The sequence below is a fragment of the Streptomyces sp. NBC_00568 genome, from assembly GCF_026341855.1.
Taxonomy (GTDB): Bacteria; Actinomycetota; Actinomycetes; order Streptomycetales; family Streptomycetaceae; genus Streptomyces.
In genome coordinates this window covers 5,686,726-5,707,258 of sequence record NZ_JAPENW010000001.1, presented here as the reverse complement: position 1 = coordinate 5,707,258, position 20,533 = coordinate 5,686,726, and the positions used below count along the sequence as shown (strand labels likewise).

Annotated in this window: 20 protein-coding genes and 2 pseudogenes; 10 read left to right on the top strand and 12 right to left on the bottom strand. The window is 72.6% G+C overall.

From position 1 onward, the window contains the following. The first annotated feature begins 208 nt into the window (after positions 1-208). Positions 209-1,228 carry a phosphatase PAP2 family protein gene (locus tag OOK38_RS24800; RefSeq protein WP_266757050.1) on the top strand — a complete coding sequence of 340 codons (1,020 nt, stop codon included), beginning with the start codon at positions 209-211 and terminating at the stop codon, positions 1,226-1,228. Positions 1,229-1,380: 152 nt separating this feature from the next. Here OOK38_RS24800 and OOK38_RS24795 read toward each other — a convergent pair whose 3' ends face one another. The 4 genes from OOK38_RS24795 to OOK38_RS24780 all read right to left on the bottom strand — a co-directional run bounded on the left by OOK38_RS24795 (position 1,381) and on the right by OOK38_RS24780 (position 4,946). After that, positions 1,381-1,596 (bottom strand): I78 family peptidase inhibitor, encoded by a 216-nt coding sequence (locus tag OOK38_RS24795; RefSeq protein ID WP_266757052.1) that lies wholly within the window; start codon positions 1,594-1,596, stop codon positions 1,381-1,383. 354 nt (positions 1,597-1,950) lie between these two features. Next, positions 1,951-2,952 (bottom strand): YafY family protein, encoded by a 1,002-nt coding sequence (locus OOK38_RS24790; RefSeq protein WP_266757054.1) that lies wholly within the window; start codon positions 2,950-2,952, stop codon positions 1,951-1,953. A 164-nt stretch (positions 2,953-3,116) separates the two neighbouring features. After that, complete coding sequence (locus OOK38_RS24785) at positions 3,117-4,397, bottom strand: ABC transporter substrate-binding protein (RefSeq protein WP_266757056.1); 1,281 nt, start codon at positions 4,395-4,397, stop codon at positions 3,117-3,119. Between the two features lie 6 nt (positions 4,398-4,403). Beyond that, the gene (locus OOK38_RS24780) at positions 4,404-4,946 is read right to left on the bottom strand and encodes a hypothetical protein (RefSeq protein WP_266757057.1); all 543 of its coding nucleotides are present in this window, start codon (positions 4,944-4,946) and stop codon (positions 4,404-4,406) included. Between the two features lie 122 nt (positions 4,947-5,068). On the opposite strand from OOK38_RS24780, the pseudogene OOK38_RS24775 reads away from it, so the two are divergent. The 3 genes and pseudogenes from OOK38_RS24775 to OOK38_RS24765 all read left to right on the top strand — a co-directional run. Then, a pseudogene (locus OOK38_RS24775) lies at positions 5,069-5,542 on the top strand (hypothetical protein); the annotation flags it as partial. 104 nt (positions 5,543-5,646) lie between these two features. Further along, positions 5,647-8,565 (top strand): ATP-binding cassette domain-containing protein, encoded by a 2,919-nt coding sequence (locus OOK38_RS24770; RefSeq protein WP_266757059.1) that lies wholly within the window; start codon positions 5,647-5,649, stop codon positions 8,563-8,565. Beyond that, positions 8,562-9,233, top strand: coding sequence for an ATP-binding cassette domain-containing protein (locus OOK38_RS24765; RefSeq protein WP_266757061.1), 672 nt, complete (start codon positions 8,562-8,564; stop codon positions 9,231-9,233). Before OOK38_RS24770 ends, OOK38_RS24765 begins: the two co-directional genes overlap by 4 nt. Here OOK38_RS24765 and OOK38_RS24760 read toward each other — a convergent pair. Both OOK38_RS24760 and OOK38_RS24755 read right to left on the bottom strand, forming a co-directional pair. Beyond that, on the bottom strand, positions 9,223-9,810 hold the full coding sequence (locus OOK38_RS24760; protein ID WP_266757063.1) for a transglycosylase family protein: 588 nt from the start codon (positions 9,808-9,810) through the stop codon (positions 9,223-9,225). The two genes, OOK38_RS24765 and OOK38_RS24760, sit on opposite strands and share 11 nt — an antisense overlap. A 127-nt stretch (positions 9,811-9,937) precedes the next feature. Then, a complete protein-coding gene (locus tag OOK38_RS24755) occupies positions 9,938-10,627 on the bottom strand; it encodes a transglycosylase family protein (protein WP_266757065.1) in 690 nt (229 codons plus the stop codon). A gap of 536 nt (positions 10,628-11,163) precedes the next feature. Here OOK38_RS24755 and OOK38_RS24750 point away from each other — a divergent pair. Continuing rightward, a complete protein-coding gene (locus OOK38_RS24750) occupies positions 11,164-11,937 on the top strand; it encodes a hypothetical protein (protein ID WP_266757067.1) in 774 nt (257 codons plus the stop codon). 283 nt (positions 11,938-12,220) lie between these two features. Then, complete coding sequence (locus OOK38_RS24745; RefSeq protein WP_323178824.1) at positions 12,221-12,568, top strand: hypothetical protein; 348 nt, start codon at positions 12,221-12,223, stop codon at positions 12,566-12,568. Between the two features lie 73 nt (positions 12,569-12,641). Here OOK38_RS24745 and der read toward each other — a convergent pair whose 3' ends face one another. The 6 genes from der to OOK38_RS24715 form a co-directional block, all read right to left on the bottom strand. After that, positions 12,642-14,120 (bottom strand): ribosome biogenesis GTPase Der, encoded by a 1,479-nt coding sequence (der, locus tag OOK38_RS24740; protein ID WP_266757070.1) that lies wholly within the window; start codon positions 14,118-14,120, stop codon positions 12,642-12,644. A gap of 77 nt (positions 14,121-14,197) precedes the next feature. Continuing rightward, a complete protein-coding gene (locus OOK38_RS24735) occupies positions 14,198-14,815 on the bottom strand; it encodes a 1-acyl-sn-glycerol-3-phosphate acyltransferase (protein ID WP_266765613.1) in 618 nt (205 codons plus the stop codon). 53 nt (positions 14,816-14,868) lie between these two features. After that, entirely contained in the window at positions 14,869-15,564 is a 696-nt protein-coding gene (cmk, locus tag OOK38_RS24730) for a (d)CMP kinase (RefSeq protein ID WP_266757072.1), read from the bottom strand. A gap of 290 nt (positions 15,565-15,854) precedes the next feature. Further along, positions 15,855-16,940, bottom strand: coding sequence for a prephenate dehydrogenase (locus OOK38_RS24725; protein WP_266757074.1), 1,086 nt, complete (start codon positions 16,938-16,940; stop codon positions 15,855-15,857). Beyond that, positions 16,937-17,299, bottom strand: a complete 363-nt coding sequence (aroH, locus tag OOK38_RS24720; RefSeq protein ID WP_266757076.1) for a chorismate mutase — start codon at positions 17,297-17,299, stop codon at positions 16,937-16,939. Before aroH ends, OOK38_RS24725 begins: the two co-directional genes overlap by 4 nt. A 138-nt stretch (positions 17,300-17,437) precedes the next feature. After that, positions 17,438-17,863 (bottom strand): YidB family protein, encoded by a 426-nt coding sequence (locus OOK38_RS24715; protein ID WP_266757078.1) that lies wholly within the window; start codon positions 17,861-17,863, stop codon positions 17,438-17,440. Positions 17,864-18,038: 175 nt separating this feature from the next. Here OOK38_RS24715 and OOK38_RS24710 point away from each other — a divergent pair, with 175 nt between their 5' ends. The 4 genes and pseudogenes from OOK38_RS24710 to OOK38_RS24695 all read left to right on the top strand — a co-directional run. Beyond that, positions 18,039-18,701: a hypothetical protein gene (locus tag OOK38_RS24710; RefSeq protein WP_266757079.1), complete on the top strand. Its 663-nt coding sequence runs from the start codon at positions 18,039-18,041 to the stop codon at positions 18,699-18,701. Between the two features lie 24 nt (positions 18,702-18,725). Further along, positions 18,726-19,310 carry a DUF6529 family protein gene (locus OOK38_RS24705; protein WP_266757081.1) on the top strand — a complete coding sequence of 195 codons (585 nt, stop codon included), beginning with the start codon at positions 18,726-18,728 and terminating at the stop codon, positions 19,308-19,310. Then, entirely contained in the window at positions 19,307-19,717 is a 411-nt protein-coding gene (locus tag OOK38_RS24700; protein ID WP_266757083.1) for a Rieske (2Fe-2S) protein, read from the top strand. Before OOK38_RS24705 ends, OOK38_RS24700 begins: the two co-directional genes overlap by 4 nt. Positions 19,718-19,738: 21 nt before the next feature. Beyond that, positions 19,739-20,506, top strand: a pseudogene (locus OOK38_RS24695) (nucleotidyltransferase domain-containing protein); the annotation flags it as partial. Positions 20,507-20,533 lie beyond the last annotated feature (27 nt).

Sequence of the window (20,533 nt, the reverse complement as noted above, 5' to 3'; positions counted from 1 at the left end):
CAATTCCACACCATCATTCGGTGAACGAATATATAAGCGCCATAAAACCGAAGCCGCGAGTGATCAATGGAATTGAAGGCTCCGCGCGTCGGGGATTGGAGATTCATTGGAAATGAACATGATCCTGAGAGGAATCCCACATCACATCGTCATCACAAACCGAGTGAATCGGCCTGGAACGCAGCTCACTCGCTGTAACGTCGATTGAGTGCGTACCGAACGAAACCTCACCCGTCTGGACCGGGTCTTCGCCCGGCTGGACCGTGAGCCGGAACGGCCGGCCCACATCGATGTGCCGAAGATGACTCGGCACAGGGTTGTCCTCTTCACGGCGACCCTGGCCTTCTACCTGGCGATCGTGTGGGCCGTTGCGATCACGTCGTGGCTGGTCCGGTTCGACTGGCAGGTCATGTTCTTCCGGCCCTATCAGCAGTGGCCGGAGATCCACGCGTTCCTGGACTACTACGTGGTGCTCGGCCAGCGCGGCCCCACCGCCGTGATGGTCGCCGCCTGGCTGGGCTGGCGCTCCTGGCGGCAGCACACGCTGCGCCCGCTGCTCACCCTGGGCGCGTCCCTGCTCCTCCTCAACGTCACGGTCGGCGCCGCGAAGCTCGGCATGGGCCGTCTCGGCCCGCACTACGCGATCACGATCGGCTCGAACGAAATGGGCCTGGGCGGCGATATATTCCCTTCGGGCCACACCGCCAACGCCGTCGTGACCTGGGGAATCCTGGCCTATCTGGCGTCGACCCCGAGAGCCAGACGCTGGCTCTCCGCCCTGTCCGCCGTGGTCTCCCTCGGCGTCGGCCTCACCACCGTGTACCTGGGTACGCACTGGCTGAGCGATGTCCTGCTGGGCTGGGCCGCGGGCCTGCTGATCCTGCTGGCGCTGCCCTGGTGCGAGCCGCTGATCGCCCGCGCCGAGGCCTGGATCTTCGCGCTGCGCGACCTCGTGCGCTCCCGCCGCGGCGGTACGGCGCCCGCACCGGCACCCGCGCCGGTCGGCGCACCCGTCATGGCCACGCGGCCCACCGCCGTGGACGGCGAGGTGCCGGCCCGCGAGACGGTCGCGTCGCGCCCGAACAGAGCCCCCGCCCACCTGGCCCCGGGCCCGCACACCGCCCGCTCGGAGCGCACCCCGGTGACACCGGCGGGCAGCCGCCGCCCGCCGCACGCTGCCCGCGCGGCCACGACCGCCTCGGCCCGCCCCCTCGCGGGCGGCGGCTGAGAGCTGCGGGGCCGGTACGCACAACCTCTCCCCGCACCGCGAAGGCCCCGGCTCATCGAGCCGGGGCCTTCGCACGTTCCTGTCCCGGTGTCTCCTCGCGTTCCGGCGCACCGGCGCCACGCCCGGTCGCACCGCCTGCCGCGGCCGGGCGCTCAGCCCTTCCAGCAGCGTGTCACCGTGCCGTCCGTGACCTCGAAGTTCAGCCGCCCCACGAGGTATTCCATCGTGATGATCGCGCCGGGCGGCAGCGAGCGCACCGAGGACCAGCCGTGCTCCTGCGCGCGCTCCTCGGCGCTGCTCACCTCCAGTCCGAGATAGCTCTCCGGACTGTCCTGCGGCTCTGTGCTGGAGGGGTGAATGGGTGCCATGACCGCCACGTTAGGCGGGTCGCCCCGGACGCGGAAGCCCGATCGGCGACCAGGAGCCACCTATCCTGCGCCGGTCACACTTCTGTCACAGGATCACGACACGCGTTTCGCCGAACTCCGTCACACGTATGAGGGGTTCCCTACGTGTTCCGCACGCCTTCGAACGTAATTCTGAGACGCCGGGAGATCGTCCCGAATAGCCGTGTGGAATGCGCGGATCCGTGCGGCCGCGGCGCCTTTCCATTCCCGCGCGCCCTGATTCCGCCGCGCGACGCGGAAGCTGACGCCGCATAAGAAATACACGGTTCCGGCACAGGACCCCCGCACGGCATCCGCCGGCTCCCGGGGTGATCACTACGGCATCGCGGCCGTGCTCGGCGCCGCCCGAGAACCCTGTCTCTCCAGTGCCCGGGACAGCCGGTCCCGGGCCGTTCGGATCGCGTCGCCGAGCTCGGCGGGTTCGATGATCTCGAACTCGAATCCCATGAGCATCACGTGAATGACCATGACGTCGAGGCTCGCCGCCCCGGTGCGCAGAATGCAGCTGTCCTCCCCGGAGGCCTCAAGGGTGCCGGTCGAGGGCGAGATCCGCGCGGCGGCCTCCTCCAGCGGCACCAGCAGCCGGACGACGGCGTTCGTGGCGTACGCGCGCGTGGAGACGCCCTTGGAGACGTACGCGGCCAGATCCTCCGCCGGTGGCGTACGGGGCGTGAAGCGCGGACCGTGCGGCGGCTTCGGCGTGACGCGGTCGGCCCGGAACGTACGCCAGTCGTCGCGGTCGACGTCCCAGGCGACCAGGTACCAGCGGCGCTCGGTGCACACCAGCCGGTACGGCTCGACGGTGCGGCGCGTCGAGGCGCCGCCATGGTCCCGGTACTCGAACCGCAGCCGCTCGCTGTCGCGACAGGCGTTGGCCAGCTCGGTGAGGACGGCGGGGTCCACGGCGGAGGGCTGCGGACCGCGCAGCATCGGCACGGTGAAGGCGTTCAGGGCGCCGACCCGGCGCCGCAGCCGGCTCGGCAGGACCTGCTCCAGCTTGGCGAGGGCGCGTACGGAGGACTCCCCGATGCCGTCGATGCCCTGCCCGGCCGCCGTGCGCAGTCCGACGGCCACCGCGACCGCCTCGTCGTCGTCCAGGAGCAGCGGCGGCAGTTCGGCCCCCGCGCCGAGCTGGTAGCCGCCTCCCGTGCCCGGGCTCGCGTTGACGGGATAGCCCAGCTCGCGCAGCCGGTCCACGTCACGGCGGACCGTGCGCGGGGTGACGCCCAGCCGCCCGGCGAGGTCCGCTCCCGACCATTCGCGGTGGGCCTGCAGCAGTGAGAGCAGGCGCAGCAGTCGTGCGGATGTCTCCAACATGCTTCCGAGTCTGCCAGCCCTTGCGGACAGCGACTGTCCGCAAGGAAGCCAGGAAGCCCGCTGCCGGGCGGATCCGTCGCCGGGCCCTTCGCTGGGCTTCGCCGGGCCCTTCGCTGGACCCTTCGCTGGGCCCTTCGCCTCCCCGCGGCGAGCGGGTCGGCGGTTCACGGCCGGTAGGCGATCTGCGGCACGTCGAAGCAGGTCGCGTTCATGTCCCCCTGGGAGACCCAGCCCCGGCCGTCGCGCCAGCGAGCCACCGAGAGGCAGGCCCGACGCGTCTTCGGCGGGTTCGGCAGCCGCTCGTACGTGACCGGAATCAGCAGCCCGCCCGCGCTGTAGGGCTCGCCCCGGTCCATGAACGCGTCGACGCACCCGCGCGTGACGCCCGCCCCCGCACACGCCCTCGCCGCGTCCGTGAACCACCGCGCCGCCGCCCACCCCTCCAGCTGCCACTGGGAATGCGTCTTCAGTCCCGCGGTCGCGTCACGGAACTCCCGTACGGCGGGATCGCCGACGTCCTCGTAGTCGCGGCTCGACCCCGTGGCCCACAGCGCGTTGCGGCAGCGCGGTGCGTCCTTGTAGTCCTCGGGCACGCCGGACGTCCAGTTCTGGACGTTGGTGACCTTGGCGGTGACCTGGGCGCCGACGTCGTCCATGGCCTTGCACAGCTGGGCGTTGCCGTGGGTGTCGATGGCGTCGAAGACGAGGTCGGCGCCCTGTTCCTTCAGGTCGGCCGCGGCGGCACGGAAGTTGGGCAGCGCGAAGTCGACCTGTTCGGTGACGACCCGGTAGCCCTCGGCCCTGAGCCCCTGGGTGACCAGCCGGGCGTAGGCGGCCGAGGCGGACTGGTTGTACGAGACGACGGCGGCCGTGCGGGCGCCGTGCACGCGCTTGAAGTAGCGGTAGACCTCGGTGCCGCCGTACAGCTCGCCGTCCCAGCCGGGCGTGCCGTCGCGCGGCGCGAGGCTGCCGTAGATCCCGTACAGGTGCGGATAGGTGTCGTACGCCGGTCCGATGGGCTGGCCGCCGATGTCCGGCACGCGCGCGTGGGACACCCGGGAGGCGCCCGCGTAGTCGAGGGCGGTGGTGGCGACGAGGGCGACGACCTTGTCCTCGTCGATCAGCCGGTGCACGCACTCGTTGTTGCCGACGCCGCTGCCGCCGTCGTCGCACAGCCGCACCTCGACCCGCCGCCCGTCGATGCCGCCCCGGGCGTTGAGCCGGTCGAAGTACGCCTTCGCCCCGTCCCGCGGTCCGGTGAAGGCGGAGCCGCCGACGGGGCTGGTCGCGCTGCTGATGACGCCGACGCGGATCGGCTCGGCGGTTCCCCGGGACGTGGGCGTGGCGCGGTTCTCGAAGTCGCTCTCGGGGAGCCGGCTGCCGCACGCCGTGCCCAGCAGGAGCACCAGGCCCGCGACGGCGGCCCCGGCCGCTGTGCGCCGCACCGCCGCTCAGCAGCCCGGGGCAGCGCTCGATGATGCGTCGCCGCTCAGCTGGACCAGCGCGCAGAGCGTTTTGACGGAGACCTTCCAGGTGCCGTCCTGCTCGACGGCCGTCCCCGAGGCGTTCGGCAGGGCCGTGGCGCCGTTCAGGGTCAGCGTGTAGGTGACGTTCGCGTCGGTCGGCGAGGTGAACTCGACCTTCCCGACCTTCGCCTTCACCTGCTGACCACGCTGGTCGCCGCTGAAGCCCTGCAGCACCTGCGCCATCTGATCGCCGTTCTCCAGAACGGCCTGTTTGTCCTTCGTGGAGACGGCCGGGTCGAAGAACTTCTCCCAGTTCTGCTTGATCTCCTTCTCGGCAGCCGCCGGGTCGGACGGTGCCGTGGCGCTGGGCTGCGCGCTGGTGGACTGATCGACGGAGGGTGTGGGCGGAGCCGTACTCGTGCCGCCGCTGTCATCGCTGCATGCCGTGAGGGCCGCGGCGAGGACGAGAACCGCCGTCGCCGCCACCGCTCGCGCGTTCCCCCGCCTGAGGTCGCTCCCGAGAACCATCTGGCTCACCACCGGGTGTCGGTCCGGGCCATACGCGCCCGGTGCTTTCAGGGTCAGCTTCCAGAGGGCATAGTGCAAGCCATTGGCTGACATGGACAGATACACGACGTGTGGGAGTCCGGATGCGGACAGCTCGACTGCGGACCGTGCACCCCGTCCTGTGGGCCGGCTGGGCCGCGCTCGCCGCCGGGGCGGTGCTGTGCGTCATCGGCTGGTACGGCATCTCCGGTGAGCGGTTCGCGGAACGTCAGCTGCCCTACCTCGCCTCCTGCACCGTGCCCGGAGCCGCGCTGATCATCGCCGGCGCGGTGCTGCTGACGCACGGCAGGAACGCGCTGGCGGCGGCCCGTGTCGAGGAGCTGTACGGGCTGCTGGTGGCCGCCGGGCCCGTCGACGCCGAGGAATCCGGGCGGGCGGCGGCCGCTCCACTCGCCGTCAGCGGCGACCTCCTCATGGTGCCCGGCGGCACCCTGTACCACCGCGCGGACTGCCCCCTGGTCGCCGGGAAGCCGGAGGCCGTGCCGGCCGACTCGCGCGTCCTGGCGAGCGGGGACCTCGGGCCGTGCCCCATCTGCGAACCGGACGACGCCGACGACCCCGACGCCGACGGGCACGGGCGGCCCTCCGCCGCCCACGGTGGGCCGCCCCTCACCGAACGGCCGTCCGACACCGAGCGGGCGCCCACCGATCCGGACGACTGATGGCCTCGCTGACGTACGACCTCACCCTCGCCGGTCTCTCGGTCGGCAGTGCCGCCGCGCTCACCGGGATCGGGCTGATCGTCACCTACCGCGCCACCGGGGTGCTCAACTTCGCGCACGGCGCGATCGCGATGGTGTGCGCGTATCTGCTGCGTCAGTTCACGGTCGAGTGGGGCTGGCCGCTCGCGCTCGGCGCCGCGGTGACGCTGCTGCTGGTGGCCCCGGCCATCGGCATGGCCCTGGAGCGCTTCGTGTTCCGGCCGCTGTCCGTCCTCGGCGGCGACCCGGCGCAGACCCTCGTCGCGTCCATCGGTGTCTTCGTGCTGCTGGTCGGCGGGGCGGCGCTGGTGTGGGGCACGGGGGCGCGGGCGGACGCGCCGACGCTGGTGTCGGCGGATCCGTGGGGGCAGCTGGCGGTGGCGGTGTCGCTGGCCGTGGGCGTGGGCGCGGTGACCCGGTGGACCCGCTTCGGCACGGAGCTGCGAGCCGTCGTCGACGACCGCTCGCTGTCCGTGCTCGGCGGCATCGACGCGGACCGGGTGGCCGCGGCGGGCTGGGCCTTCGGCTCGTTCACGGCGGGCCTGACGGGCGTGCTCCTCGCGCCGTACGTACGGCTGGACCCGTACGGCATGCCGCTGCTCGTCCTGGAGGTGATGGCGGTCGCGGTGGCCGCCCGGATGCGCAGTCTCCCGGTGGCCGTCGTCGTCGCCCTGGGCATCGGGGTCGCGCAGAGCCAGCTCACCCGGCTGCACCCCTCGGGGTGGGCGGAACCGCTGCTCCAGGCGGTCGGCGCCAACCTCTTCGTGGTCGCGCTGCTGGTCGCCGCGCTCGTCCTGCCCGGCATCGGCGCCCGTGACGCGCTCCCGCGGACGACGCCGGCCCGGGTGTCGACGCCGCCCGGGGCCTGGGCCGCGGCCGTGGTCCTGTTCCTGCTGCCCCTCGGTCTCGCGGGCTCGGACCTGCACACCTCGGTCCAGGTGCCCGCGCTCGGTGTCGTCCTGCTGTCCCTGGTCGTGGTCACCGGCCGCGGGGGCCAGATCTCGCTGGGGCAGGCCGCGTACGCCGGTCTGGGCGCCCTCTTCACGGCCCTGCTGGCGGCGGGCCGCTTCCCGGGGCTGCCCCGGCTGCCCGAGCTGGCCGCGCTGGCGGTGGCCGTGCTCCTGGTGGCCCCGCTCGGTGTGCTCACCGGATGGCCGGCCATCAGACGGCACGGTCTGGCGCTCGCGGTGGCCACGTTCGCGGTGGGCGTGGGCGTCAGCCGCTTCGTCTTCGCACAGCCGTACGCGGTGTCCGGTCTGTCCCTGGGCCGTCCCGCCGGGTTCGACGGCGACCGCGCGTACTACATCCTCGAACTCGTGCTGCTGGCGGCCGCGTTGCTCGCGGCGCACACGCTGCGCCGGGGCCGGACCGGCCGCGCCCTGGCCGCCATGCGTGACCACGAGGCGGGCGCGTCGGCGGCGGGCGTCCGCGTCCCGGCCCTGAAACTGACCGCGTTCGTCGCGGGGGCCGCGCTGGCCGCGCTGGGCGGCGGCATGCTCGGCATGGGCCTGCGCGCCTTCGACGCCACCGCCTACGACCCCGTGCGTGGTCTGCTCTGGTTCGCGGCGGTCGTCGTGCTCGGCGCCGACAGTGTGCTCGGGGCGCTGCTCGCCGCGGCGCTGCTGGTCGGGCTCGACGCGGGGGCCCGCGGCGGGGTGGCGGCGGCCCTGATCGGTGTCCTCGCCGTCCTGGTCGGCCGCTTCCCCGAAGGCCCCTACGAGGCCCTGCGCGCGGCGACGTCCCGGCTCCGGCTGCACCGCGGGGCGACCCTGACCCCGCTGGGCGCGCGCGTCCGCCGGAACCTGCGCCCGGCGGCGGAGGCGCGGCCCGCGGCCCTCGTGCCGCAGGCGCCCACGGGGGCCACGGAGGCCACGGCTCCGGCCCACCTGGACCGGAGAAGGCCGAGGACCTCCGGGCGACCGCGCCCCGCCTCCCCCGGCTCCCCCGCTTCCCGCCGTCCGGGCCAGGACGCCCACGGGCCGGGGAGCCCGCCGGACCCGCGGCGTCCGGCACGCGGTGCGCACCCGGCACGGCAGCCGCGACCGGGACCGGCGTCCGCGGCGCCGGGCGCCGGTCCTCCTCCCGCGGTACCTGCCGGGCCCCCGGCTCCCCCCGTGGCGGCCGAGTCTCCTGGCCGATCCCGCATGACGAGGCCGGCGGCGGACGGCACCCACCGCCCCGCCCGGGCTCCGTCGCCCCCGTTGACCGCCCGGCGGCTCCGCGTCGCCTACGGCGGGTTCACCGCTCTCGACGGGGTCTCTCTGGACATCCCGCCAGGGCGGGTCACCGCGGTCGTCGGGCCCAACGGTGCCGGGAAGAGCACCCTCTTCCACTGTCTCGCGGGGACGCTGCGGCCCTCGGGCGGACGGGTGCTGCTCGGCGGGCGGGACATCACCCGTCTCGCGGCGCACGCGCGGACACGGCTGGGGATCGCGCGGACCTTTCAGCAGCTGGCGGTCTTCCCGTCGCTGACCGTGGCCGAGAACGTGCGCGTCGGCGCCGAGCAGGGGCGGATCGCCGATCCGGGCGCGGTGGAGCGGGCGTTGCGCCTGTTCGAGCTGGACGGGCCGGTGCGGTCGCTGCCCGCGGCGGGGCTGCCGACCGGGACGCTCCGGCGCGTCGAACTGGCCCGGGCGCTCGCCGGAAGCCCCCGGGTGCTGCTGCTCGACGAACCCGCGGCCGGTCTCGACACCGGTGAGGTGACCGCGCTGGCCCGCGTGCTGCGGGCGCTGGCCGCGGACGGCATGGCCCTCCTGGTCGTCGAGCACGATCTCGATCTGGTCGCCGACCTGGCCCACACCGTCCACGTCATGGCGGCCGGACGGATCGTCACCTCGGGGCCCGCCGACCGCGTCCTGGACACGAGGACCGGCGGATGAGCGGCATCGCCCTGCGCCACGCGCGCGTGCGCTACGGCCCCCTGGAGGCCCTGCACGGCGTGACCCTGGTCGCCCCCGGCCCCGGCCTCACCGTCCTGCTGGGCCGCAACGGCTCCGGGCGTACGACGGTGCTGCGCGCCCTCGCCGGGACCGTGCCGCTGTCCGCGGGAGCCGTCGTCTGGGACGGCGCCGACGTGACGCGCGTGCCCGCGTTCGAGCGGGCCCGGCGCGGACTGTGCCTCGTCCCGGAACGCCGGGCCGTGTTCGGTTCGCTGACCGTCCGCGAGAACCTGGAACTCGCGGCGGGCGACATCACGGCCGCCCTGGACGCCTATCCGCACCTCGCGCCGCTCCTCCCCCGCCGCGCAGGCACCCTCTCCGGGGGCGAACAGCGCATGCTCGCCCTCTCCCGCGCCCTCCTGGCACGCGCGCGCGTGGTGCTCGTCGACGAACCCGCGCAGGGCATGTCGCCGACGGTCGCGGCCCGGACGTACGAGCTGCTCGGCGCGCTCGACGCGTGCGTGGTGGTCGCCGAGCAGCGCATGCCGCCGGGGCTGCGCGCGCGGCCGGGCCGGACGACGTACGTCCATGAACTGCGCCGTGGCGCCGTCGTGTTCAGCGGAGAGGCGGCCGAGGCGGCCCGGAGAGGGACGCGGCCTAGGGGATGACGAGCTGGGTGCCCGGCTTGAGCCGGTCCGGACTGGTACCGATCTTCTTCGTGTTGGCCTTGTAGAGCGCCTGCCAGCCGCCCTTGATCCGGTACTTGCGGGCGATGGACGAGAGTGTCTCGCCGGTCTTCACCACGTGGAAGCGGATCTGCAGTCCGTACTTCTTGGAACAGGCGGGCCAGGCTCCCCACCCCTGGACGGCCAGCACCTTCTTGGCGACCTTGATCTGCTCCGCGCGGGTGGCGAGATCGGCGCGGGGCGCGTAGGCGAGCCCCCCGAACTCCTTCCAGGTGGGCTGCCAGAACTGAAGCCCCCCGTAGTAGCCGTTCCCGGTGTTGATGTGCCAGTTGCCGCCGCTCTCGCACTCGGCGAGACAGCCCCAGGGCCACTCGTCGTCCGCGCAGTCGTAGGACACCCCGGCCGTCCGGGGGCCGGGGAGCGGGGATCGCTGCACGGCGGCCGCGCCCTGGGGAACGAGGGCGGCCAGCACGGCGGCGACCGCGGCCGCGTACCGGACTCGTCCGCCCGACAGCCCGGGCACGGTCCACTTGGTCGGCAGGGTCCGTCTGGTCGGCATGGGAGACATCGGGCCACGCTAAGCAGACCGTCGCTTCCTCCCGCCCAGCCGCGCCCGGCACGCCCAGGGCCCCACCCGGTCGGACGACCGGGCGGGGCCCCGTGCCCGGGACGAGGGGGAGCGGGGCTCAGACGTCGAGCCGCTGCCCGGGCACGATCAGGTCGGGATCACCGCCGATGACGGACTCGTTGGCGGCGTAGATCTTCCGCCAGGTGGTCCCGTGCCGCGCGGCGATGGCACTCAGGGTGTCGCCGGCGCGGACGGTGTAGTCGCCGCGGGACGAGCCGCGGTTGGTGTGGCCCGACGGACGTTCCGGCGTCTTCGCCGGTGCCTGCTTCGCCGGGGCGGACTTGGGCGCCGACTTGGGCGCCGACTTGGTGGTCGCCGCTCCCGCGGCCGACCCCGCACCCGAGGCGGGCGCGTTTCCGTAGGCTCCGGCGCGGGCCGAGCAGGTGGGCCAGGCCCCCCATCCCTGTGCGCGCTGGACCTTGGACGCGACGGCGATCTGCGCGCTCCTGGAGGCCTGGTCGGCGGTCGGCGCGTAGGCCGTGCCGCCGTAGGCGCGCCAGGTGCCCGCGGAGAACTGAAGCCCCCCGTAGTAGCCGTTGCCGGTGTTGATGTGCCAGTTGCCGCCGCTCTCGCACTGGGCGATGCGGTCCCACACTCCACTGTCGGCCGCGGTGGCCTCGCCGGTCGCGGCGAGCAGTCCGAGCGGGGCGAGCAGTGCCGCCCCGGCGAGGACCGCCGTCGTACGCGTCTTGTTCGCCGTACGAGCCTTGTGACTGTTCTCGTGAGTGCTATCGGCACATGCGGACATGTAGTTCCCTCTCGAAACACCCGGGGTCCCCCAGGACGGGACACGGCGGCCCGCGTGTAGGACGCGGCCGTCGCGCTCCGCCCCCGTCCGCCGAAGGCTGTGCTGTGGTCCGGTGTGATGCGGCCGGCGGACGTACCCGAGCGGTGCTCTGTGCACACGGCCCAGGAATCTATGGAGCCGGGCGCCCCGATATCAACCAACTCCTTGTCATTCGAGGCCAGTTCGCCGTTACCGCAGGTATCATCGATTTTCGGCCACCCACTTCATTGGGTGATTTCCGGATTTGTCGACCTGCTCCCCTTGTGATCTGTGACCCACTTCACCCATTCAACTTCCTTCGGACTCCTGGAAGTTGACTCGGAGTAACCAATTCCGGGGGTGACTTCACCGTGGGCGTCGGATGGTTCGATTCCGTTCGCTCTCGAGCGTGACTCCGGCCACAGATCACCCGTTGACATCTTCATGAGCCGGGAACCCCCGATTCATGGGCCGGGAGCCACCCGGCACCGCCACGCACCGCATCCCGAGGAGCCACCGTGCCGCGCATGCTCGACGTCAGCGACGACGTACGCGCCGAGATCGGCGACGAAGAAGCCGACCGGCTGCTCGCCGGAGAGAACGCCCCCGGCAGTTACGACTGCACGTCGTGCCGCACTCCGGGCGACTCGGAACAGGAGCGCACCAGCACCGTCCTGTTCATCGGCGACGAGACCGCCGTCCTCGCCTTCGCCCACGCCACCTGCCTGCCCTCACAGGTCGTACAGGTGACCGAGGAGCAACTCCAGGGCGCCGTCCGCTCGATCCACCCCGACGGCCCGCCCGCCGAGTCCGCCCCCGAGCAGGCCGTGCTCGGCGTCACCAGCGGACTCGTCCTCATCAACGGCGAGTTGCACCCGGCGCTCGTCGTCGAACCGACCGGGCCGATCGTGCGCCCCGGCTCGACCGACATCGGCGACGACTTCCTGCCCCTGCTGATCGAGCAGGGCTTCATGCCCGCGACCGAGCTGAACTCGGTGCCGCCGGTCCTGCACGGCTGGTCCGTACTGCTCGCCATGGGCCAGCTGCACGCCGTGCTGCAGCCGGGCACCGGCGGTGGCTCGCCCGTCGCCTGGTGGCAGGCGCACCAGGCGCTCCAGGTCACCGAGAGCTGGCGCGCCGCCGCCAACAAGCACCAGCAGGTGCTGCTGTTCGCGGCGCCGGTCGGCTCCATCGGCCGTCAGCCCCGGGAGGACCTGCTGCGCGACGCGCTCGACAAGGCGGCGGCCAACGGCAAGCTGGTGGCGGCCGCGATGCCGCTCGCCGGTACGTGAGGGCGGGGCGGTACGCGCGCGCTCGGCGGGGTTCGCCCGGGAACTGAGGGCATCCGGCCGGCTCCGGCCGGGGAGGGTTGTCCGCGCGGTTCCCCGCGCCCTCGCGCGCGCCGCTCACTCCGGATGACCTGCGAAATGACCGTATCGGCCGCATCTGTTGGGCGGCGGGGTCGTTGGCACGTACGTGCACACCTACGACGTCCCCGGCCGCCGGCCCTTCCAGCCGGTCCCTCCCTCGGGCTCCCCCCACCGTTCGAGCAGAGAGGTGCCGGCGTCGCGACCGGTGCAGAACCCTCAGGACAGCCCGTCCCCCACGCCGATCTACGACGCGCTCCACGCCGAGTGGGTCAGATCCTTCAGGACTCTGCCCGGCGACCGGCACGGCGAGGAGGACCTGGGTTTCAAGGCTTTCGGGAGCCTCGGGCGCGGTTCGAACTCGTACAGCTCGTCGAGCTCGTACAACTCCTACAGCTCGTACAGCGCGGGGGCGCAGACCGCGCGGCAGATCGCCGCTCAGCACGGGCAGACCTCGACGGCGACCGCCGTCTGGCAGCCGGGCGCGCGCCAGCACGGCACCGGGATGCACCACATCCCGGCCGCGCTGCCCCCCGCACCGCGCAGGGGTCTGTGAACGGCGGGATCTTGAGTGGCGACGCGAAGGGGCGGCTCCCGTGGGAGCCGCCCCTTCGCGTCGCCTTCAGGCGCTACTTCTTCTTGTTGGCGCCGCGCTTCTCGCGCACCCGCACCGAGATGTGGATCGGCGTGCCCTCGAAGCCGAACTCCTCGCGCAGGCGGCGCTCGATGAAGCGCCGGTAGCCGTGCTCGATGAAGCCGGAGGCGAAGAGCACGAACCGCGGGGGCTTGGTGCCCGCCTGCGTGCCGAACAGGATGCGGGGCTGCTTGCCGCCGCGCACCGGGTGCGGGTGAGCGGCGACGAGCTCGCCGAGGAAGGCGTTCAGGCGGCCGGTCGGGACGCGGGTCTCCCAGCCGTCCAGGGCCGTCTCGATCGCCGGGACGAGCTTCTCCATGTGACGGCCGGTGCGGGCCGAGACGTTCACCCGGGGCGCCCAGGCCACCTGGGCGAGCTCGGTCTCGATCTCCCGCTCCAGGTAGTAGCGGCGCTCCTCGTCGAGGGTGTCCCACTTGTTGAAGGCGACGACGATGGCGCGGCCCGCGTCGACGGCCATGGTGACGATGCGCTGGTCCTGCACGGAGATGGTCTCGGACGCGTCGATCAGGATGACCGCGACCTCGGCCTTCTCGACGGCGGCGGCGGTGCGCAGCGAGGCGTAGTAGTCGGCGCCCTGCTGGAGGTGGACGCGCTTGCGGATGCCCGCCGTGTCGACGAACTTCCAGGTGATGCCGCCGAGCTCGATGAGTTCGTCGACCGGGTCACGGGTGGTGCCCGCGACCTCGTTGACGACCACGCGGTCCTCGTTCGCCACCTTGTTCAGCAGGGAGGACTTGCCGACGTTCGGGCGGCCGATGAGGGCGATGCGGCGCGGGCCGCCCACCGCGGTGCCGAAGGTCTGCTCCGGGGCCTCGGGCAGTGCCTCCAGGACGGCGTCCAGCATGTCGCCGGTGCCGCGGCCGTGCAGCGCGGAGACCGGGTGCGGCTCGCCGAGACCGAGGGCCCACAGGTACGAGGCGTCGGACTCGCCGCTCATGCCGTCGACCTTGTTGGCGCACAGGACGACGGGCTTGCCGGCCTTGCGGAGAAGGCGTACGACCGCCTCGTCGGTGTCGGTCGCGCCGACCTTGGCGTCGACGACGAAGACGACCGCGTCGGCGGCCTCGATCGCGTACTCGGCCTGCGCGGCGACGGACGCGTCGATGCCGAGGACGTCCTGCTCCCAGCCGCCGGTGTCGACGAGCTTGAAGCGGCGGCCCGCCCACTCGGCCTCGTAGGTCACGCGGTCGCGGGTGACGCCGGGCTTGTCCTCGACGACGGCCTCGCGGCGGCCGATGATGCGGTTCACCAGGGTCGACTTGCCGACGTTCGGGCGGCCGACGACGGCGAGAACGGGCAGCGGGCCGTGGCCCGCCTCCCCGATCGCGCCCTCGACGTCCTCGGGGTCGAAGCCCTCTTCCGCGGCGAGCTCCATGAACTCCGCGTACTCGGCATCGCCAAGTGCCCCGTGCTCGTGTTCCGCCGAGCCGTCGGGCTGGATGTGGTCGTTCATGAAGTCCGTACCTCGTCGTTCATTCGTGGTGATCGGTGGAACGCCCGTAAACCGGATGATCCACTACTAAGTGTCGCCTAGCGCCCGGCGGGGCGCCCGGCGTTTTCCGGGCGTCCGGTCAGACGCCTGGCGTGGTCCAGGTGGGCGCTGAGCTGTTTCTGGATGCGGCCGGTGGCCTCGTCCAGCGCCTGGCGCGTACGCCGTCCGCTGCCGTCGCCCGCTTCGAACGGGTCGCCGAACACGACATCCACCCTGCTGCGCAGCGGGGGCAGCCCCTTTATCAACCGGCTGGTCCTGTCGGAACTTCCCAGTACCGCCACCGGTACGATCGGGGCTCCGCTGCGCACCGCGAAGTACGCGAGCCCGGCCCGCAGCGAGGCGAAGTCGCCCTCGCCCCGGGTGCCCTCCGGGAAGATCCCGAGGACGCCGCCGGAGGCCAGGACGCCGAGGGCGTCGGTGATGGCCGTGCGGTCGGCGATCTCGCGGTCCACCTTCAGCTGGCCGATGCCCAGCAGGAACGGGTCGAGCGGGCCGATGAACGCTTCCTTCTTGATCAGGAAGTGCGTGGGCCTGGGCGCGACGCCCATGACCATCGGCCCGTCGATGTTGTGCGAGTGGTTCACGGCGAAGATCACCGGGCCGGTCGCGGGGACCTTCCAGGCGCCGAGCACGCGCGGCTTCCACAGCCCGTACATCAGGCCGACGCCGATGCGGCGCCCCACCTCGGCGCCTCTTGCGGAGGGTGCGGTCACTTGGCGGCCCGCTTCTCCTCGACGAGAGTGACGACACACTCGATGACCTGCTGGAGGGTGAGGTCGGACGTGTCCACCTCGACCGCGTCGTCCGCCTTGGCGAGCGGGGAGGTCTTGCGGCTGGAGTCGGCCGCGTCCCGCTTGATCAGCGCCTCGCGGGTCGCGTCGATGTCCGCGCCCTTCAGCTCGCCGCTGCGGCGGGCGGCACGCGCCTCCGGGGAGGCGGTGAGGAAGATCTTCAGGTCGGCGTCGGGCAGCACGGTGGTGCCGATGTCCCGGCCCTCGACGACGATGCCGACCGGCGCGGACCCGGCGAGGGTGCGCTGCAGTTCGGTGATCCGGGCACGCACCTCGGGCACGGCGCTGACCGCGCTCACCTTGGAGGTGACCTCCTGCGTACGGATCGGGCCGGCGACGTCGGTCCCGTCGACCGTGATGGTCGGCGCGGCCGGGTCGGTGCCGGAGATGATCTCCGGCTTGCCGGCCACGTCGGCGATCGCCGAGGGGTCCGTTATGTCGATGCCGTTGCTGACCATCCACCACGTGATCGCGCGGTACTGCGCCCCCGTGTCCAGGTAACTCAGACCGAGCTTCGCGGCCACGGCCTTCGAGGTGCTCGACTTGCCCGTGCCGGAGGGGCCGTCGATGGCGACAATCACAGCCGGAGCGGTACGGGCGGCGCCGTTGTCCACGGTGGGAACACCTTCCTGGTGCGGGGTGGAGGTCTCTGCGGGACGCGATCGCGCCCCGCACAAGGTTACTGGCTCCGCGGACCCCGTATTACTGGCCCTTCCCGGGACCGGTCACAAAGCCCTGCTGCCGCGGCGCCCGGCCGCGCCCGATCCTCGGCGCCGCCCTCGCACCGCTCGGCACCGCGGCCCCTGCCGGGCTCGGCGCGGCCGGGCCGGCCGGCGAGCGCCGACGACCGCCGGCGAGGCGTCTTCACGCCCGCCGCGCGGGCCGCCCCGGGCGGGCCCCGGCCCTACTGCCGCAGCGCCCAGCCCCGCTCCCGCAGCGCCGCGCCGAGCACCGGCACGGCCTTCGGCTCCACCATCAGCTGCACCAGACCGGCCTGCTGACCGGTCGCGTGCTCGATGCGCACGTCCTCGATGTTGACCCCGGCCATCCCCGCGTCGGCGAAGATGCGGGCCAGCTGACCGGGCTGGTCGTCGATGAGGACGGCCACGACCTCGTAGGTGCGCGGCGCGGAGCCGTGCTTGCCGGGGACACGGACCTGGCCCGCGTTCCCGCGGCGCAGGACTTCCCCGATGCCGGTGGCACCCTCGCTGCGCTTGGCCTCGTCGGAGGACTGCAGGGCCCGCAGTGCCTGAACCGTCTCGTCGAGATCGGCGGAGACGTCCGTGAGGAGGTCCGCGACCGGTCCCGGGTTCGCGGAGAGGATGTCGATCCACATCCGGGGGTCGGAGGCCGCGATCCGGGTCACATCGCGGATGCCCTGCCCGCAGAGCCGTACCGCCGACTCCTCGGCGTGCTCCAGGCGCGCGGCGACCATGCTGGACACGAGGTGCGGCATGTGCGATACGAGCGCCACGGCACGGTCGTGGGCGTCCGCGTCCATCACGACGGGTACGGCCCGGCAGTGCGACACCAGTTCCAGGGCGAGGTTCAGCACCTCGGTGTCCGTGTCGCGGGTCGGCGTGAGCACCCAGGGCCGTCCCTCGAAGAGGTCGCCGGTCGCGGCCAGCGGGCCGGACTTCTCGCGGCCGGACATGGGGTGCGTGCCGATGTACGAGGTGAGGTCGAGGCCGAGCGCCTCCAGCTCACGGCGCGGACCGCCCTTGACGCTGGCGACGTCCAGGTAGCCGCGGGCGACACCGCGCCGCATGGCGTCCGCGAGGGTCGCGGCGACGTGCGCGGGCGGGGCGGCGACGATCGCGAGGTCGACCGGTCCCTCGGGGGCCTCGTCCGTGCCGGCGCCCAGCGCGGCCGCCGTACGGGCCTGCTCCGGGTCGTGGTCGGTGAGGTGCACGACGACGCCGCGGGCGGCGAGCGCGAGGGCCGCGGACGTGCCGATCAGCCCGGTTCCGATGACGAGTGCGGTCCTCACTGGGCGATGTCCTTGCGGAGCGCGCCCGCGGCGCCCAGGTAGACGTGCACGATGTCGGCCCGCGGCCGGTCGGACTCGATGTGGGCGAGAACACGGACGACGCGGGGCATCGCGCCCTCGATGTCCAGCTCCTGCGCGCAGATCAGCGGGACGTCGACGATGCCGAGCTTGCGCGCCGCGGCCGCCGGGAAGTCGCTGTGCAGATCGGGCGTGGCCGTGAACCAGATGCTGATCAGGTCGTCCGTGGTCAGCGCGTTGCGCTCCAGGATGGCGGTGAGCAGCTCGCTGACCTGCTCGTCCATGTGGCCGGCCTCGTCCCGTTCCAGTTGGACGGCGCCCCGGACCGCTCGTACCGCCACGGTGATGCTCCTCGCTGATCTGTGTACACGTCCTGTCACACCAGCGTAGTCAGGCCCCCGCGCACCGGTGCGGGCCGCCCGCCTGACGAGACGGGGGCCACGCACCGGGCCCGGCCGGGAGCGGCTCGTGCCGCCGTCTCAGAGCGACTGCTGCTTGATGAGGTCCTCCAGGGAGGCGCCGGCCGGCATCTCCCCACCCGGGGTGAGCTTGTCGACCGCCTGGGGCAGCGTCCGGGCGATCTGGTCGGCGGCCTGCTCGGGGCTGACGCCGTTCTGCTCGGCGGCCTTCCGGAGTGTCTCGTCGGGCAGCGCGCCGGCGATCTGCTCGCCGCTGACGGGCTTGTTCTCGCCGGTGCCGACCCAGGACTGCGCCTGGTCGGCCAGGCCGGACTTGGTGAGCATCTCCAGCAGGCCGCCCAGCGGATTGCCTCCGTTGCCGCTCGCACCGCTGCCGCCGAGGGCGCCGAGCAGCGCGCCCAGGACGTTGCCGCCGCCGGAGGCGCCGGACTGCCCGCCTCCGCCGAGGAGGCCGCCCAGCAGGCCGCCGAGATCGTTGCCCGCCATCGTCCCGCCTTTCGTGGATGCGCCGGGCGGCGGTGACCGACCGGCCTCAGACTCTGTCAATGTCACCCGAATCGCCCTATTCCGCTACTTGTGGTGAGAACGCGCCCGTGCGCCTCTGGACGCGGGCGCGCGGGTCCGCTCTCATGGCAGGAGACTCGCCTCGGGGGAGGCCCGAATGAAACGTCCAGGACCCCTTCTCACCCTTCTCGCGGGGCTCGTGCTCGGCGTGTTCATGCTGTCGCTCAACGCGACGACGGGGACGAAGAACGCGTCGACCTACCAGGAGGAGTCACCTGCCGCCTCGGTGTCGCCCAGTGGGCCGCCGACGACCTCGTCGCCGTCGCCGAGCCCCTCGCCGACCCGCAGCGCCGTGCCCAACGCCGACTACGCGGGCCGCACCGACGACGACTCCTCGGCGATCGCCGTCTCCCTGCGGGGCGGCAAGGCGATCGCGTACTTCTGCGACGGGCACGACAAGGAGTCCTGGCTGAAGGGTGACGTGAAGGACGACGGCACCATGAAGCTCACCGGCGGCCACGGCGACGAGCTGACCGGGACCCTCCAGGACGGCAAGCGGATCCGCGGCACCGCCGAGGTCGGCGGGCAGAAGTACGGCTTCACGGCCGACAAGGCGGTCAAGCCCTCCGGGCTGTACCGGGCGACGGCCACCGTGCGCGGCGCGAAGGTCGACGGCGGCTGGATCGTGCTGCCGGGCGGCAAGCAGGTCGGCGTCGTCAAGCGCAACGGCACACCCTCGGCGGCACCGGTGATCGACCCGGAGACCGGCGCCGTGACCATCGACGGGCAGAAGATCGTCGCGCGTCCTGTCACCCCCTGACCCCTCTTCCGCAGGGAGTTGCTCATGACCGTGGACCCGAACGCCGCCACCCAGGGCTTCCCCTCTCCGCCGCCCGCCCGTCGCGGCCCGAGTCCCGCCCGCTATCTCGTCCCGGCCCTGGTCGCCGCCGCCGTCGCGGTCGGTCTCGGCACCTACGGCAAGGTGCACGACCCGGCGGGAACGGCCTTCAATCTCTCCGGTTTCAGCAGCACGGGTGCCGTGAAGTCGTGGCTCGCGACGACGGCGTTCTTCTTCGCGCTCGTCCAGCTCGTCTCGGCGCTCATGATGTACGGAAGACTCCCGGGCCCGAGCTGGGCATCGGCACTGCACCGGTGGTCGGGGCGGATCGCGTTCCTGGTGGCGGTGCCGGTCGCCGTCCACTGCCTGTACGCGTTGGGCTATCAGACGTACGAGACACGCGTCCTGTGGCACTCGCTCCTCGGTTGCTTCTTCTTCGGTGCCTTCAGTGCCAAGATGCTGCTGCTCCGCTGGGAGCGCCTGCCCGGCTGGCTCCTGCCGATCGTCGGCGGCCTGGTCTTCGCCGTGCTCACGGCCGTCTGGCTGACGTCCGCCTTCTGGTTCTTCCGTACGTTCGGAGTGACGACATGACCAACCGCTCGACGCGGCGCACGGTGATTCTCGCGACGGGGGCGTCCGCACTGCTGGCGGGGTGCAGCAAGTACGGCGACGGCGACAGCTCGTCGGACTCGTCCCCGAAGGCGTCCAGCGGCGAGCAGCTCGCCACGACGAGCGACATCCCGGTCGGCGGGGGCACGATCTTCAAGGAGCAGAAGATCGTGGTCACCCAGCCGGCGAAGGGCGACTTCAAGGCCTTCTCGGCGATCTGCACGCACGCGGGCTGCACGGTGAACAAGGTCGCGGACGGCACCATCGACTGCCCGTGCCACGGGAGCAAGTTCAGCGTCGAGGACGGGGCGGTCAAGGCCGGTCCCGCGCCGCGCCCGCTGCCCGCGGAGAAGATCACCGTGGAAGGAAACTCGATCCGCCTGGCGTGAGAGGGCCCGTACGCTCCGGGCATGCGTTCCGAGCCCCTCGTACCCCAGACGCCCCCGGCGTCGACCGCATCCCCGGCGGCGGCGGAGCCGCATGGGCCGGCCGTGCCGTCGGCGGTGCCGCCCATGTCCCCCGCGCCTCCCGCGCCTCCCGTGTCGGCGGTCTCGCTGGTACGGGACCACACGGTCTACTCCTGTGTGATGGGGTCACGGGCCTTCGGGCTGGCCACGGACGGCAGTGACACGGACCGCCGGGGCGTCTTCCTCGCCCCGAGCCCGCTCTTCTGGCGCTTCGAGAAGCCGCCGACGCATGTCGAGGGCCCGGCGGAGGAGCAGTTCAGCTGGGAGCTGGAGCGGTTCTGCGCGCTCGCGCTGCGCGCCAACCCGAACATCCTGGAGTGCCTGCACTCCCCCCTCGTCGAGTACGTGGACGACACCGGGCGCGAACTCCTGGCACTCCGGCAGGCGTTCCTCTCCCGCCGGGCGCACGAGACGTTCGCCCGCTATGCCCTGGGCCAGCACAAGAAGCTGGACGCGGACGTCCGCACGTACGGCGCCCCGCGCTGGAAGCACGCCATGCATCTGCTGCGGCTTCTGATGAGCTCCCGCGACCTGCTGCGCACGGGGACCCTGACGATCGACGTCTCGGAGCAGCGCGAACCGCTGCTCGCGGTGAAGCGGGGCGAGGTGCCCTGGAGCGAGGTCGAGAGCTGGATGTCCCGTCTGGCGGCGGAGGCCGACGAGGCGGCCGACCACAGTCCGCTCGCGCCCGAGCCGGACCACGCGCTCGTGGAGGACTTCCTCTTCCGGGTGCGCCGC